The following is a 15,592-nucleotide window of genomic DNA, read 5'->3' as shown; positions in this document are numbered from 1 at the left end:
GCTGTCAGCTCAAGGCAAGACTTCATCCGGTGAGGAATCGCGTCATCCGTTCCAGTTCGTCATCCAGCGCATTGCGGAACAGAACGTCCTTCATGGGCGAGGCGCTGGCGAAACCAATATCCGGCTGCAGAGCGCCATCCTTGGCGGTGACATTGGCCCAGCCGACCACCTGGTCGCGCCACAACAGCGGCAGCGCGTAGTAGCCGAAGCGACGCTTGGGCGCCGGGGTGTAGGCCTCGAACCTGTAGACCCAGCCCCAGAGCAGTTCGAACCGTCGCCGGTCCCAGGCCACCGGATCGAACGGTGCCAGCAACCGCACCTGCTCATCGGCCTGGTAGCGCCGCGAGCGGGGGTTCTCCTCTGCCGGCCAGTACCAGGTGGTTCCGTCGATGTTGCCGCCGGCCAGTCGCGCGCGCGCCAACCGCAGTGCCTGCTGGATCTCGACTGCGAGATGCGGTGCACCATAGCCCAGCAGCCGCGCCAGATAGGTGAGGCTGGCCGAAGGCAACGGCGCGTACTTGCGCACCACCAGATCGAGCAGCGCTGTGGCGCGCTGCAGGCGCGCGGCCTTGCCGCCATCGGCGAGTGCATGTGCCGCAACGGCGTAGATGCGGGTACCACTGTCACGACGGGCGATGCGCAGCATGCCGCGGTAGTGCATGCCATCCAACAGGTGGGTGCTGGCATTGCTGGTGCCGCCCCAGTAGTTGGTTACCCGGCCATGCGCGAACGCCTGGTCGACCTCGCGTGGATGCACCGCACCCCGCTCCCGCACGAACGCCAGCACCTCGGCCGCCTTGCGCCGCGTGCTGGCGTCCCACGGCCTGCGGGACACCCGCGGATGCATCAACGACAGGTGTTCGCGCGGCAGGAAGCCGTAGTTGACCAGGAAGTCTTCCTCGATCGGCAGCCGGCTGTAGCGGCGCTCCAGATCCCCGGCCTGATAGCCCTTCACGCGGTGCCGCAGGGTCAGGTCCTGGGCACGCGCGGGCGCACGGATGGGATCGGCCTGCACGAAGCCCAAGCGACGGATCGCTGTCAGCAGCGTAGTAGGCGTGAACAGCGTGCGGGCTACGGCGTAGCGACGCAGATCGTCGAGAGTGGGCGTGGCAGGCATTGGCCGATTGTAGAGGCGAGCGTGCCCGCTGTGCGTTGCGGGCTGGAAAGACATCAGCGAGGTGACCGGGGCAGCTCACCACCGCGATGAATGGTGGTACTCAGTGCAGCACTGCGCATAGGCCACCAGCACCGCCATGTGCCTCACGTAGTGCACGTACAACGCCCGCCGCGAGCGTTGCACGTCCCACGGCACCCCGGTCAATGCCAGTACCAGCCGCGACCTGGCCCCATGCGGACAGGCACCGTATCGACTTGCCCAGATCGGCGCCAGGTTGCGTGAGGTTGCAGGCCATCACCAGAGCGAACAACGGGAAGGTGATGCGCCCCAGTTCGCTGACCACCGGCCATGGACACCGAAAACCACTTTGGCGACGTGGTCACCGGTCATCGACAGCAGCGCGATCCACTTCATCGACTCACGGGCGCCGCTGCTGAGGCTGCCGCGCGCCGGAGGCGGGTTGTGCGCTGACGTCCTGCGCGCCCAAGTCATTCGTCCCTTTCCTTCTACAGGGTCTCTATCGCCAGAAATCGACGGCATTGCCCCTTGAACGCAAAAAATACTTGAACCTGACGCGGATGACGCTGACCGCTGCACCCCGCTATCCTTGCAGTCCCCGCTTGTGAGGCACCACCATGCGCACGCTGTACCCGCCGATCACTCCGTACCGCGAACACACGCTGTCCGTCGACGCGCTGCACACCCTGCACATCGAGGAGTGCGGCACACCTGAAGGCATTCCTGTGGTGTACCTGCATGGTGGCCCGGGCGCTGGCATCTCGCCCACCCATCGCCGCTTCTTTGACCCGGCGCGCTACCGCATCGTGCTGATCGATCAGCGCGGCAGCGGCCGCTCCACGCCGTTCGGCGAGCTGCGTGGCAACACCACGCAGGATCTGGTGGCCGACATCGAGAAAGTGCGCGAACTCCTGGGCATCGAGCGCTGGCTGGTCTACGGCGGTTCCTGGGGTTCAACCCTGTCGCTGGCCTACGCACAGGCCCATCCCGACCGTGCCACCGGGCTGATCGTGCGCGGCGTTTTCCTCGGTCGCGAGGAAGAGAACCGCTGGTTCGCCGAGCTCAACGGCGGTGCCCGCTGGATCTTCCCGGAGCGTTGGGATCGCTACGAGGCGCACATCCCGGAGGACGAGCGCGGCAACATGCTCGAAGCCTACTGGAAGCGCCTGGATCATGCCGACGAAGCCGTCCGCATCGCAGCGGCACAGGCTTGGCTGGGCTGGGAAGACAACGCCGCCACGCTGGTGCATGACGTCGACGCGGCCTCCGCTACCGATCCGCTTGATACCCTGGCCAAAGCGCGCATCGAGGCGCATTACTTCCGCCACAACACCTTCCTGGAACACGGCCAACTGCTGCGCGATATCGATCGCATCCGCCACCTGCCCGGCGTCATCGTGCAGGGGCGCTACGACATCATCTGCCCACCACGCAGTGCCTGGGACCTGGCCAAAGCCTGGCCGGAAGCCACCCTGGAGATGGTCATCGCCGGCCACAGCGCCAACGAAGCCGCCACTACCGATGCTTTGGTGCGGGCCACCGACGCTTTTGCCGACCGCAGCTGAACAAAAGGGGCCAACGGCCCCTTTTTCTATACCAAGGTATAGCCGGGCTAACCCACGGGCCTCTAGGCCTGCTGAATACGAGCGCGGACAATAGCGCCACTGGCCAGCGACTGGCCGCCCCACGCGGAGACGCAGATGGATCCCGACCCTGCCGGGCGCGACGCGCGCCCCTGCCTGCCTACTTGTTCACTGCTGGCGACTGACGGCCGGTTCCTGTCCGTGTAAACGATGGGAGCCCCGGGCAGCGCCTGCCCGGAGGAATCCCATGTCCTACAAGATTCTCTACATCACTGTCCGCCGCCTGATCGGTGAGCGCGATGTTTCCGCCCTGCGCAGCCTGCTGCTGCAGCACGGCCCTGTCCTGTTCGCCCGTTCGCTGGCCCTCGGCTCGCCCCGGGTGGTGGCCGACGCCCTGTCGCTGCTGCCGATCAGCGAGCGCATCAATGTGCTGCGCCACCTGCCCTACCCGCTGCGCGATGCGATGAAGCCGCTGTGCATCGGCGGCAGCCAACGACTGCGCATGCAACCCTGGTCACCATCGGTGCTGGCCATGCGCCACGCCTGACTACCCGCCCCTTCCGCTCCACGTGCCGGCTCCGCCCGGCGCCGCTCCAAGAGGACCTTCCCATGAGCCTGCTCAACGCCTGGTTCAACGCCTTCCTGCGCAGCCGCCGCGCGGGCAACCTGTTCGGTCGTCGTGCGATGCCCGAAGCCGGTTACGGCCGTGGCAGCACGCAGGCCGCGCCGGCCACACTCACTGCCGGGCTGCTCGCGCTGGCACAGGGCAGCGAAGCCGATGCGCTGGCTACCCTGCAATCGCACGTCGACGGTCTCAGCCCGCACGAAGCCGAAGAGCGCCTGCTGCGCTTCGGCCCGAACGAGGTCGACCACGAGAAGCCGCTGCCGTGGTGGCGCCATCTGTGGCAGTGCTATCGCAACCCGTTCAACCTGCTGTTGACGGTGCTGGCGGCCGTGTCCTGGCTGACCGAGGATGCCAAAGCGACCGTGGTGATCGGTGCTATGGTGGTGCTGTCCACCTTGATCCGCTTCGTGCAGGAGGGACGCTCCAACCGCGCTGCCGAACGGCTGAAGGCCCTGGTGGGCAATACCGCACGCGTGCTGCGCCGCGCTGCAGGTACCGAAGCGGCAGAAGTGGCCGACCAGTACTTCGGCGCACAACTGCACAGCCGGCGACCGGCACGGCTGCTGGATCTGCCGATCCGCGACCTGGTACCGGGTGACCATATCGTGCTGTCGGCCGGCGACATGATCCCGGCCGATTGCCGCGTGCTTGCGGCCAAGGATCTGTTTGTCGCGCAGGCCGCGATGACCGGCGAATCGTTGCCGGTGGAGAAGTTCGTGCAGGCGGGCAACGCCGAGGCTGGCCTGATGGAACAGGCCAACCTGTTGTTCATGGGCACCAATGTGGTTTCCGGCACGGCAACGGCGTTGGTGCTGGCGACCGGCAACACCAGCTACTTCGGCACCCTCGCCCAGCGCAGCAGTGCCAGCGATCGGGCGCCGACAGCGTTCCAGGCGGGCGTCAACAGTGTCAGCTGGCTGCTGATCCGCTTTGCCCTGGTGATGGTGCCGTTCGTTCTGCTGGTCAATGGCTGGACCAAGGGCGACTGGACCGAAGCGTTCCTGTTCGCGCTGTCGGTGGCGGTCGGCCTGACCCCGGAAATGCTGCCGATGATCGTCACCTCCACCCTGGCCAAGGGCGCGGTGCTGCTGTCGCGGCGCAAGGTGATCGTCAAGCGCCTGGACGCGATCCAGAACTTCGGTGCGATGGAAGTGCTGTGCACCGACAAGACCGGCACGCTCACCCAGGACAAGATCGCGCTGGAGCGGCACACCGATGTGTTCGGGCAGGATTCGGAGGATGTGCTGACCTTCGCCTACCTCAACAGCCACTTCCAGACCGGCCTGATCAACCTGCTAGATCGTGCGGTGCTGGAGCATGTGGAGCTGCAGAGCTCGCTGCGCCTGTCACAGGACTACCGCAAGGTCGATGAGATCCCGTTCGACTTCGAGCGCCGCCGCATGTCGGTGGTGGTATCCGAGCGGGAGGACCATCACGAACTGATCTGCAAGGGCGCGGTGGAGGAAATGCTGACGGTGTGCAGCACCGTGCGCGAGAACGGCCAGGACATGCCGCTGGATGAGCAGCGCCTGGCGCGCGTGCGGCAGACCACCGAGGAACTGAACGAACAGGGCCTGCGTGTGGTGGCCGTGGCGATGAAGGAAACCGCGGCCAGCCAGAGTGTGTATTCGCAGGCCGACGAGCGCGATCTGACCCTGGTGGGCTATGTGGCCTTCCTCGATCCGCCGAAGGAGTCGGCCGCGCAGGCGCTGCAGGCGCTGGCCGCGCACGGCGTGGAAGTAAAGGTATTCACCGGCGACAACGAACTGGTCACCGCCCGGGTCTGTGCCCAGGTCGGCCTGGATGCCGATACGATCGTGACCGGCCCACAGATCGAGCGCATGGACGATGCGGCCGTGGCACGTGCACTGCAGGAACACCGCGTGTTCGCCCGCCTCACGCCGCTGCACAAGGAACGACTGGTGCGCGAGCTGCGTGCACAGGGCAAGGTGGTCGGCTTCCTCGGTGATGGCATCAACGATGCTCCGGCACTGCGCGCCGCCGATATCGGCATCAGCGTGGACAGCGCGGTGGACATCGCCAAGGAGGCCGCCGACATCATCCTGCTGGAAAAGAACCTGATGGTGCTGGAGGAAGGCGTCATCCAGGGGCGGCGCACCTTCAGCAACATGCTGAAGTACATCCGCATGACCGCCAGCTCCAATTTCGGCAACGTGTTCTCGGTGCTGGTGGCCTCGGCGTTCCTGCCGTTCCTGCCGATGCTGCCGTTGCAGCTGCTGGTGCAGAACCTGCTGTATGACATCTCGCAGATCGCCATTCCCTTCGACAACGTGGATGAGGAGCTGGTGCGCAAGCCGCTGAAGTGGAACCCGGCGGACATCGGCCGCTTCATGGTGTTCTTCGGGCCGATCAGCTCGATCTTCGACCTCAGCTGCTTCGCCTTGATGTGGTACGTGTTCGATGCACGCACGCCGGCTGACCAGGGCCTGTTCCAGTCGGGCTGGTTCGTGGTCGGCCTGCTGACCCAGACCCTGATCGTGCACATGATCCGCACGCCCAAGGTGCCGTTCCTGCAGAGTATCGCCGCGCCGCCGCTGCTGCTGATGACCGGGGCGATCATGGCGATCGGCGTGATCCTGCCGATGAGCCCGCTGGCAGGCTACTTCAAACTGCAGGCACTGCCGGCCGGCTACTGGCCGTTCCTGGTGGCGATCCTGTTCGGCTATGCGGTGCTGACCACCGCGCTGAAGAAGCTCTACATCCGCCGTTACGGCTGGCAGTAAGCGCATCGGCGCAGGGAGAACCCTCATGGACTTCAACCCCCACCTGCCCGCGTTCAACGCGGGCGCCACCCTCAGCTCGCTGATCAGCCTGTCCGTCGCCTTCGTGCTGGGCGCGCTGATCGGCCTGGAGCGGCAGTTCCGCCAGCGCACCGCCGGCCTGCGCACCAACACGCTGGTGGCAGTGGGTGCCGCGGTGTTCGTCGACCTGGCCGTGCGCTTCCACGACATGTACGGCGGGCCGCCGTCACCGCTGCACGTGGTGGCCTATGTGATCTCCGGTGTCGGCTTCCTCGGTGCCGGCGCGATCATGAAGGATGGCGCACAGGTATCGGGCCTGAACACCGCCGCCACCTTGTGGGGCTCGGCGGCGGTCGGCGCCTGTGCCGGCATCAAGCTGCTGCCCGAAGCGGTGCTGGCTGCGCTGTTCGTGCTGGCCGCCAACACCCTGCTGCGGCCGGTGGTGAACCGCATCCAGCGGCAACCGCTGCCGGAAGCGTTCAGCGAGGCAACCTACGCGATCAACGTGGTCTGCCAGCGTGAGCAGCAGGCCGAGGTGCTCGACCGGCTTCTACTGTTGCTGGAACAGGCGCAGTACCCGGTGCGCGCGGTCGACCAGCGCCCGTTCGGTGAGCGCGATGTCGAGATCGAAGCGGTGCTGTACGCCACCACGGTCGATGGCGGTGAACTGGATGCCGTGCTGGCGACGCTTGCGGCCACGCCGGGTGTGCTGCAGGGGTTCTGGAACGCCAGCCTGGAGGAGTAGTGCCGGCCGCTGATGTACGCATTTCGCCGGGCATGGCCCGGCGCTACCGTGCACCGCCTTGGTAGGTGCCGACCTTGGTCGGCACAATCCGTGAGCCGCCTTGACCGCGGACAACGCACGCCGACCAAGGTCGGCATCTACCGGACAGCGCTTTGCTATCCTTCCCACCCACGCCAGGGAGCCATCCCGATGCCATCGCTGTCGCCCCGCCGCCCCCTGGTCGTGCTGGCCCTGATCATCGTGATGGCGGCCATCTTCCTGGTCGATACGGTTACCGACTACGCCGTTGCCGCCGCCTGCTTCTACGCTGCAGTGATCCTGGCGGCGTCACGGCGGCTGCCCGCACGCGGCCTCATCGCGCTTGCGGCGGTCTGCATCGCGTTGACCGGCCTCAGCTTCTTCCTGACCCGCTTCGGCACCTACCGCATCGGCCTGGTCAATTCAGCGATCGGCATGCTGGTGATCGGCATCACCACGTATCTGGCATTGAAGATGGAAGCCGCCAAGGCCGCGGTGCAGGATGCACAGGCACGCCTGCTGCGGGTTGCCCGCGCCTCCACCGTCGGCGAGCTGACCACTTCCATCGCGCATGAAGTGAACCAGCCGTTGGCCGCCATCGCCAGCAGTGCCGAGGCCAGCCAGCGCTGGTTGGCCCAGGAGCCGCCGAACCTGGACAAGGCGCGGCAGACCATCGCCCGCATTGTCGCCGACGCCCATCGCGCCAGTGACGTGATCGCCCGCATCCGCGGCCTGACCCAGGGCGCCGCGCCAGAGCGCCAAGCCTTCGACCTCAATCAGGCCGTGGAGGAAATGCTGGCGCTGTCGCACAGCGAACTGGAGCAGCATGGTGTGACGGTCGCGCTGGTGCTGGGCAGTGACCTGCCCCATGCGCATGCCGATCGCGTGCAGGTGCAGCAGGTGATCGGCAACCTCATCCTCAACGCCGTCGACGCGATGGCCGGTACGCCCACGGGCGAGCGCAGGCTGTCGCTGCTGACCGCGCATGATGGGCACGGCCACGTCAGCCTGAGCGTGCGCGACCGCGGTATCGGCCTGCCCGTGGAGCAGCCTGACCGCGTGTTCGATGCATTCTGGACCACCAAGGCGAACGGCCTCGGCCTGGGCCTCAGCCTGAGCCGCTCGATGATCGAAGCCAACGGCGGCCATATCCGCGCCGAGCGACCCGCTGGCGGCGGCGCCTGTTTCATCTTCGAGCTGCCCACGCACAGGGAGGGCCAGCATGCGTAAACCCACGACAACCCCTGTGGAACCGTCACCGATCGTCTACGTGATCGACGACGATGCCTCGGTGCGTGCCGCGCTGGAAGACCTGCTGGCCTCGATGGGCCTGCAGGTACGGGCCTTCGCCTCGACCGGCGAATTCCTTGCCCATGCGCTGGAGGACGCCCCGGCCTGCCTGGTGCTGGACGTGCGCATGCCTGGCCAGAGCGGACTGGACTTCCATCGCACCATGGCCAGCCACGGCCTGCACCTGCCGGTGGTGTTCATCACCGGGCACGGCGACATCGCCATGGGCGTAAATGCGATCAAGGAAGGCGCCATCGAATTCCTGACCAAGCCCTTCCGTGACCAGGAACTGCTGGACGCCATCCACAAAGGCATCGAGATCGATCGCCAGCGACGCCGCGAGGGCGACCTGCTGGGCGCATTGCAGCAGCGCTGGGATACCTTGAACACCGGCGAGCGCGAGGTGGTTGCCGGCGTGGTACGGGGCCGGCTCAACAAGCAGATCGCCGCTGATCTTGGCGTCAGCGAAATCACGGTGAAGGTGCGTCGCGCGCAGTTGATGCGCAAGATGGGCGCGCGCACCCTGGTGGATCTGGTGCGCATGTATGACCGGCTGCAGGGCAGCACGCCATGACCGTATGTAGCCTGCTGCGCGCAGTGAATGGGTGTGGTACCGGCAAGCTGCCGATGGCCAACTGTTCATCCACTACGGCGATGGCATGGCCGGTTCGCGCCTGCGCGCCCCCTTCACCGCAAACGGAACCGGCCGCAACATCAACACCGTAAGCCGACTGGCGGCGATGGCTGCGGAGCTGCGCTGAGCTCAGGCCTGCCGGGCAGCCCCCTAACTGCGCGTCGCTGCAATGCTTCGCTTCAACCGTGTATCGGCCAGCCCCACCGCCAGCAGCACGATGCTGGTCAGCCACCCTGCGGCCAGCAGGTGCATCCATGGCAGAACGAAACCGAGCACGACCAGCGCCGCCGCCCCCGCCAGGTGCGAGCGCGGCACGCGGCCGTAGACCCCCCGCTTGTACAGTGCGCTGCCGAGCAGGTAGATCAACGGCCCCGCCGCCAGCATCGCGGCATACGGCAGTGTCACTGCCGCCTCCGGTTCGTCCATCACCAGATCATTGCCGACGGCGGTGGCGATGATGCCGGCGATCAGCAGCGCATGCACGTAGTGGAAATAGGCGCCGATGCGACCCGGGTCGTCGGAACGGGTGATGGTGTCGGTGGCGTCCCGGCTGGAGATGCCGAAGTACAGCCACCACATCGCGATCGTACCGGCGAAGGTCGCCAGCACCGCCGAAACCACCTCTCCACTCCAGTGCTCCACCTCGCTCAGCACGCCGCCGGTTGCCAGCAGCGTCTCACCCAGTGCGACGATCACGAACAGCTGGCAGCGTTCGGCCAGATGCCCGCCTTCGATGGTCCACTCGCGGGTGCGCGAACGGCCGAGGCCTGGAAACGCGAAGCCGAACATCGGCGAGATGTACTCGCAGGCCACGGCAATCGCCCACAGCGCCAGCCGCGCATTGCCCTCGACCGCTGCACCGGCCAGCCAGAAACAGGCCGAAAGGCTGACCCAGGCCAGCATGCGCCTGAAGTTGGCGGCCAGCGGATGCGCGCGCCCTACTTCCAGCAGGACGAACAGCGTCCGGCCCACCTGCATCGTGGCGTAGGCGCCGGCGAAGATCCATGCGCGTCCGGCAAAGGCTTCGGGGATGGACGAAGACATCAGCAACGCCAGCAGCATCGTGACGAACAGCAGGCCGCGGATGCGCGGCGCCTCCGGGTCAAACCAGTTGCTGACCCAGCACGCGTACTGCCAGCCAAGCCAGACCGCAAACCACAGCACCAGCGTCTGCAGCACGCCCAGCAGGCCCAGGTGGTGCAGCAGGTGGTGGCTGAGCTGGGTGACGGCGAACACGTAGACCAGATCGAAGAACAGTTCTTCGTAGGTCACCCGCGCATGATGGCCGTCGCGACGACGCAGGGCAGGAAGACGGGGTGTTGCCGGCATCGCGGATCCTCGCTTCAGCGGCCCAGCCGCCAGAAAATGACGCCGGCTACCAGCGCCGGAACGGCAAACACCAGCAGCAGGATCGGCAGCTCCTCGCGCACCGTATAGCCCGCCCGGCTGACTCCCACCCACAGATTGGCCACCGACACCAGCAGCCAGGTGCCGATGAAGACCAACAGCGCCGTTGGCAGCTGTGAGCTGCCTGTGCTCCAGAGCCTGCCGAACAGGACGAAGACGCCCAGCAACAGGAACCCGCCGACGATCACCAGAAGCACGTGCATGGTCACTCTCCCCGATGGCTGCCCTGCAGCCTATCTGCGGCCAAGTGTGCGCTGCAGAGGGTGATCGTGGATTCACTTTCCGGCGGCCACGAACAATCCCCCGTGGCACACCCGATAGCAAATGCGAACAGTTCCCATTACTATCGTGGCAGCGCGCAGGGCTGGCCCTGCGTGGCCCCACCCCTTCCCGCCTGCGCCGCTTTCCCGGATGTCCCCGCCACCGCACTCGCCACCCCCTGCGCTGCCGCTGGTGTACTCGCTGGTGCGCCACTACGAGGATCTGGTGGATTACCTGCGCCGTCGCTTCGCCTCACCCGGGCTGGCCCGCGAGGTGGTGCACGACGTCTGCGTACGCCTGCTGGAGCGCCCCACCCCGGCAGATGTGCGGCAGCCGATGGCGCTGCTGCGGCGGATGGCGCATGACGCCGCGGTTGATCGTTGCCGTGCCGAAGACCTGCGCCGCCAGTGGGTGGAACCCCGTGCCGAACTGCCAGATGCCGCCTGTGAAGGCGCCGGCCCGGTCAGGCAGGCCGCCGCCGCGCAGGAACTGGAACGGCTGGTCGAGGTCATCCGTGCGATGCCCTGTCGCCGCCGCCAGGTGTTCATCCTGCACAAGATCCATGAGGTGCCTCAGGCGGCGGTTGCGCGGCGCATGGGCATCGGCCTGAAGGCCGTCGAGCGGCATCTGCGGTTGGCGATGCTCGATTGCCGGCATTCGCTGGATGTGCGGGCGCTGACGTGACAGCACCACGCCGCCCGCGCACGCCACGCCCGGACAAGACCGGCGCGCCTTCGCCTGATCGTGTGCTGGAACAAAATCGGGACACCCTCAAGGCATTGTTTCCGGTGCCCGGTCCGGCACAGCTGTACCGGCCTCATCGCAGCCGGCGGATCGGCGGCGCCGTGCTCGGCCTGCTGTTGGCAGCCGGACTGGGCGGGCTTTACGCTTTCGATCCCGGCTGGCAACAGCATGATTACCAGACAGCCATCGGCGAGCGTCGCAGCGTGCTGCTGGCCGATGGCAGCCGCATCGAACTGGATGCAGACAGCCATCTGCAGGTACGCAGCCATCTGCGCTCGCGCCGCACGGTGCTGGTCTCCGGACGCGCCCGCTTCGAGGTGGCGCCGTCGCGCTGGCGTCGGTTCCAGGTCGATGCCGGACCGGTGCAGGTGCGCAACTACGGCACCGTGTTCGATGTGGATCGACGCGGTGACCGCAGTGAAGTCCGCCTGTGGCGTGGCAGGGTCGGCGTGCGCGTGGCTGGCCGCGATGGCGAGCAGCGCCTGCACCCTGGCCAGCAACTGCTGGCAGGGACAGGCCCGGTCCAGCAACCGCAGCCGATCGCAGCCGGCAGCAGAGAATGGACCGAGGGCCGGCTGCAGTTCGCGCAGACCCCGCTGGGCGAAGTGGTACGCAGCCTGCAGCGCTATCACCGCGGCGCGATCGTACTGGACGAACCCGGTCTGGCCACGCTGCAGGTTTCGGGCGTGTTTGATGGCGACCATGCCGCCACCGCGCTGGCGCTGCTGCCGGAGATCCTGCCGGTCGCCGTCCACCCCCGCGACGATGGCAGCGTGCACATCTCCGCGCACCACTGAATTTCGCATCGAGGGTGGGTTGTGGCCCGGCTCATCCGGCTGCTGCTTGAACCCCTCTGAAGGACCCCGCATGACCCGCATTGCCCTGCCCACCGCCCTGCGCCGCCTGACGCCTGCCCTGCTGGCCGTCAGCCTGTGCGCCGCCCTTCCGGTGGCGGCGCAGTCCACCCCCACGACGGTGGACGTCCATCTTCCGGTGGCCCCGCTGCAGCAGTCACTCAATGCGATGGCCAGGCAGAGCGGTGTCCAGCTGCTGCTCGCTGCGGACAGCGTTGCCGGCCGCCAGGCGCCAGCGCTGGACGGCCGCTATGCCCCGCGCGAGGCACTACAAAGGCTGATTGCCGGCCAAGGCCTGGACGTCGAAGAACGCTCGCCAGGCGTGTTCGTGATCCGCAGTGTGGTCGCAGCCGCGACGCCGGCGGCGAAAGCAGACAGCCCGCGTACGGCAGCAACGCCGGCAGCCGCGACCTCGCTCGGCAGAGTGACCGTGTCGGCGTCCACCGCGCGCATGCCGCAGGGCGAGACCGCCATGCCCAACACCATCACCGTGCTTACCCTCGAGGACATCCAGCAACAGCTGGCACTGGGCTCGGATGTGTCGCGCGTACTGTCCTCGCAGATCCCGGCCTTCGCCCCGGCGCGCGAGAAGATGTCCAACTATGGCGAAAGCATGCGCGGACGCGGCATCCTGTACATGGTCGACGGCGTGCCGCAGTCCACGCCGCTGCGCGATGGCTCGCGTGATTCGCACACCATCGATCCGGCGATGATCGAACGCATCGAAGTGATCCACGGCGCCAACGCGCTGCAGGGTATCGGCGGCACCGGCGGCATCGTCAATATCATCACCCGCAGTGCGCCGAGCGAACCGGGCGCTTTCCTGCTGGACAGCAACCTCTCGCTCACCGCCGCCTCGCCGGGCCGCCGCGACGATGATGGCCAGCGTGCTTCGGCACTGGTGGGTATCCGCGGCGAACAGTTCGACCTCGTTGCCGGCCTGGCCCATGAGCGGCAGGGCCTGTACTACGACGGCGACGGCCGTGCGATCGGCACCAATGCGCAGGGCGAACTGATGGATTCGACCTCGACCAACATCTTCGCCAAGCTTGGCTGGAACATCGCCGAAGGCCAGCGCCTGCAGCTGATGGCCAACCGCTACGAACTGCGCGGCCTGGACAATTACCTGCCGGTGGATGGCAACTTCCGCAGCGGTCGCCCGGCCACGTCGGTGCCCGGCGATACGCCGCTCGATCCGCCGATGAACCGCTCGCGCTCGCTGACCCTGGACTACAGCAATGCCGATCTGTTCGGTGGCCAGTTCCTGGCGCAGGCCTTCGCGGTCGATTTTGAAGGGCGTTACGGTGCCAGCCAGTGGGACCCGTGGGGCAACACGGGTGCCAACGCCGCCTGGGACCAGACCCAGAATGAATCGGACAAGCGCGGCTTCAAGCTGACCCAGAGCTGGCGCCGCATCGGCGACACGTCGCTGGACGTGACCCTGGGCCTGGATGGCCTGCGTGACCGCACCCACCAGGTATTGCTGGCCAGCGGCCTGAACTGGGTGCCGCTGACCACCTACCAGAGCCTGTCGCCGCTGTTGCAGCTGCAGTGGTGGCCCACCGACCACGTCATGCTGTCCGCTGGCCTGCGTTACGAAAAGGGCGAACTGGAAGTAGGCGACTACACCACCCTGCCCCGCTACGGCGCACGCAAGGTGGCCGGTGGCAAACCGACGATGAGCGAGACGCTGCCCAATTTCGGCGCGGCCTGGTACATCAACGATCGCCTCAACGCCTACGCGTCGTATTCGGAAGGCTACACCGTGGCCGACGTCGGCCGCGTCCTGCGCGCGATCAACCGCGATGGCCAGCGCGTGGACAACCTGGTGGACCTGTCACCGGTGGTGTCGGACAACCGCGAGATCGGGCTGGAGTATGACGATGGTCGCTTCAGCGGCGATATCGCGTACTACACCTCCGAATCCAAGCTGGGTTCGGTACTGGTCTATGACGCCGGCATCGATGCCTACAACGTGCAGCGCCAGGCTACGCGGGTGGAAGGCTTCGAGACCAACCTGCGCCTGCGCCTGGGCGACAGCCGCCTCGGCCTGGGCTATGCCCGCGCCAATGGCCGCTATGACGCCAATCTGGATGGCCAACTGGAAAGCGACCTGGCGGGCGTCAACATCGCCCCGAACCGGCTGACAGCGTTCTGGGAACAGAGCTGGACCTCGCAGCTCAGCACCCGCCTGCAGGCCAGCCATGCCTTCGATCGCGACTTCGACCTGCGCGGCGTGCCGGTGGCCAGCTTCAAGGGCTACACCACGTTCGACCTGGTCGCCCGCTATGCGCTGGACAAGAGCAGTTTCACCCTGGGCGTGCAGAACCTCACCAACAAGCAGTACATCACCTACTACTCGCAGACCACGCCATCCAATCCCAGCTATTTTGCCGGGCGCGGGCGTGTACTGACGCTGGGATGGCAGTACCGCTACTGAGAGATGGCGCCCTTATGGGTGCCATGAAATCTATGCGTGACGCGACGAAGGAGGCCCATGCTAGTTTCTGGGCCTCCTTCATCGGTGTCCTCCCATGCGCCTGCAGACCCTCGCCATCACGCTCGCTGCCCTGCTTCCCGCTGCGGCTTCTGCCGCCGAACCGACGCTGCCGCAGCTGCGTGCCTACACCGTGGATGCGTCCTGGCTGCAGCCGATGGCGCCGCTGCAGATTGCCGACCACACCTGGCAGATCGGCACCGAAGACCTGACCGCGCTGCTGGTGCAGACGCCGCAGGGCGCGGTGCTGCTCGATGGCGGCATGCCGCAGATGGCCGACCACCTGCTGCGCAACATGAAAGCGCGCGGTGTTGCGCCGCATGATCTGCGCCTGATGCTGCTCAGCCATGCCCACGCCGACCACGCCGGCCCGGTTGCAGCGCTCAAGCGCGGTACCGGTGCGCAGATCGTGGCCAATGCCGAATCGGCGGTACTGCTGGCACGCGGCGGCAGCAACGACCTGCACTTCGGCGACGGCATCACCTATCCGCCGGCAACTGCGGACAGGATCATCATGGACGGCGAGGTGGTCTCGCTCGGTGGCATCGACTTCACCGCGCACTTCGTGCCCGGCCACACCCCGGGCAGCACCGCCTGGACCTGGACGGACACCCGTGAAGGAAAACCCGTTCGCATCGTCTACGCCGACAGCCTGAGCGCGCCGGGCTATCAACTGCAGGACAACCCGCGCTACCCGCACCTGATCGACGACTACCGTCGCAGCTTTGCCACGGTGCGCGCTCTGCCCTGCGACATCCTGCTGACCCCACATCCCGGTGCCAGCGGCTGGAACTACAGCGCTGGTGCCAAGGCCGGTGCCAAGGCCCTGACCTGCAAGACCTATGCGGATGAGGCCGAGAAGAAGTTCGACGCGCAGCTGGCCAAGGAAGCGGCCGGGGCCCGCTGATTCTGTAGAGCCGAGCCGATGCTCGGCTTGCCGGCCGAAAGCAGCCGAGCGTGGGCTCGGCTCTACACGCGGCGCGCCGAAGAATGACTACGTGGATGCAGCCGAATGGTCGCTCGACACGCAGCTGGCC

At 66.7% G+C, this 15,592-nt stretch carries 14 protein-coding genes and 1 pseudogene; 11 read left to right on the top strand and 4 right to left on the bottom strand.

Going from position 1 to position 15,592, the window contains the following annotated elements; all coding sequences use genetic code 11:
* Positions 1–22 precede the first annotated feature (22 nt).
* Positions 23–1,117, bottom strand: coding sequence for a crosslink repair DNA glycosylase YcaQ family protein (locus tag GIW57_RS11345; protein ID WP_236510801.1), 1,095 nt, complete (start codon positions 1,115–1,117; stop codon positions 23–25).
* 217 nt (positions 1,118–1,334) lie between these two features.
* Positions 1,335–1,609 (bottom strand): annotated as a pseudogene (locus tag GIW57_RS11340) (TraX family protein); the annotation flags it as partial.
* A 143-nt stretch (positions 1,610–1,752) separates the two neighbouring features.
* On the opposite strand from GIW57_RS11340, the gene pip reads away from it, so the two are divergent.
* From pip to GIW57_RS11305, 7 genes are all read left to right on the top strand, one after another.
* A complete protein-coding gene (pip, locus tag GIW57_RS11335; RefSeq protein WP_236510798.1) occupies positions 1,753–2,700 on the top strand; it encodes a prolyl aminopeptidase in 948 nt (315 codons plus the stop codon).
* A 265-nt stretch (positions 2,701–2,965) separates the two neighbouring features.
* Positions 2,966–3,265, top strand: coding sequence for a hypothetical protein (locus GIW57_RS11330; RefSeq protein ID WP_025874438.1), 300 nt, complete (start codon positions 2,966–2,968; stop codon positions 3,263–3,265).
* A gap of 62 nt (positions 3,266–3,327) precedes the next feature.
* A complete protein-coding gene (gene mgtA / locus GIW57_RS11325) occupies positions 3,328–6,087 on the top strand; it encodes a magnesium-translocating P-type ATPase (protein WP_236510796.1) in 2,760 nt (919 codons plus the stop codon).
* A 25-nt stretch (positions 6,088–6,112) separates the two neighbouring features.
* On the top strand, positions 6,113–6,850 hold the full coding sequence (locus tag GIW57_RS11320; protein ID WP_100465519.1) for an MgtC/SapB family protein: 738 nt from the start codon (positions 6,113–6,115) through the stop codon (positions 6,848–6,850).
* A 189-nt stretch (positions 6,851–7,039) separates the two neighbouring features.
* A complete protein-coding gene (locus GIW57_RS11315; protein WP_236510793.1) occupies positions 7,040–8,098 on the top strand; it encodes an ATP-binding protein in 1,059 nt (352 codons plus the stop codon).
* Entirely contained in the window at positions 8,091–8,732 is a 642-nt protein-coding gene (locus GIW57_RS11310; RefSeq protein WP_100465521.1) for a response regulator transcription factor, read from the top strand. The genes GIW57_RS11315 and GIW57_RS11310 overlap by 8 nt, the downstream gene beginning before the upstream one ends.
* Before the next feature lie 31 nt (positions 8,733–8,763).
* Entirely contained in the window at positions 8,764–8,919 is a 156-nt protein-coding gene (locus GIW57_RS11305; RefSeq protein WP_236510791.1) for a hypothetical protein, read from the top strand.
* A 23-nt stretch (positions 8,920–8,942) separates the two neighbouring features.
* Here the strand turns inward: GIW57_RS11305 and GIW57_RS11300 are convergent, their stop codons facing one another.
* Positions 8,943–10,121 (bottom strand): low temperature requirement protein A, encoded by a 1,179-nt coding sequence (locus tag GIW57_RS11300; RefSeq protein WP_236510788.1) that lies wholly within the window; start codon positions 10,119–10,121, stop codon positions 8,943–8,945.
* A 14-nt stretch (positions 10,122–10,135) separates the two neighbouring features.
* Positions 10,136–10,402, bottom strand: a complete 267-nt coding sequence (locus tag GIW57_RS11295) for a hypothetical protein (protein WP_236510785.1) — start codon at positions 10,400–10,402, stop codon at positions 10,136–10,138.
* 208 nt (positions 10,403–10,610) lie between these two features.
* On the opposite strand from GIW57_RS11295, the gene GIW57_RS11290 reads away from it, so the two are divergent.
* The 4 genes from GIW57_RS11290 (at position 10,611) to blaL1 (ending at position 15,462) form a co-directional block, all read left to right on the top strand.
* Positions 10,611–11,144, top strand: a complete 534-nt coding sequence (locus tag GIW57_RS11290) for an RNA polymerase sigma factor (protein WP_236510783.1) — start codon at positions 10,611–10,613, stop codon at positions 11,142–11,144.
* A complete protein-coding gene (locus tag GIW57_RS11285) occupies positions 11,141–12,001 on the top strand; it encodes a FecR domain-containing protein (RefSeq protein ID WP_236510781.1) in 861 nt (286 codons plus the stop codon). Before GIW57_RS11290 ends, GIW57_RS11285 begins: the two co-directional genes overlap by 4 nt.
* A gap of 70 nt (positions 12,002–12,071) precedes the next feature.
* The gene (locus tag GIW57_RS11280; RefSeq protein ID WP_236510779.1) at positions 12,072–14,498 is read left to right on the top strand and encodes a TonB-dependent receptor; all 2,427 of its coding nucleotides are present in this window, start codon (positions 12,072–12,074) and stop codon (positions 14,496–14,498) included.
* Positions 14,499–14,592: 94 nt separating this feature from the next.
* On the top strand, positions 14,593–15,462 hold the full coding sequence (blaL1, locus tag GIW57_RS11275; protein WP_236510777.1) for a L1 family subclass B3 metallo-beta-lactamase: 870 nt from the start codon (positions 14,593–14,595) through the stop codon (positions 15,460–15,462).
* Positions 15,463–15,592: the final 130 nt, after the last annotated feature.

Source organism: Stenotrophomonas sp. PA-6-5C (assembly GCF_021605635.1).
GTDB classification, from domain to species: domain Bacteria; phylum Pseudomonadota; class Gammaproteobacteria; order Xanthomonadales; family Xanthomonadaceae; genus Stenotrophomonas; species Stenotrophomonas lactitubi.
This window is presented reverse-complemented; position numbering and strand designations above follow the sequence as displayed.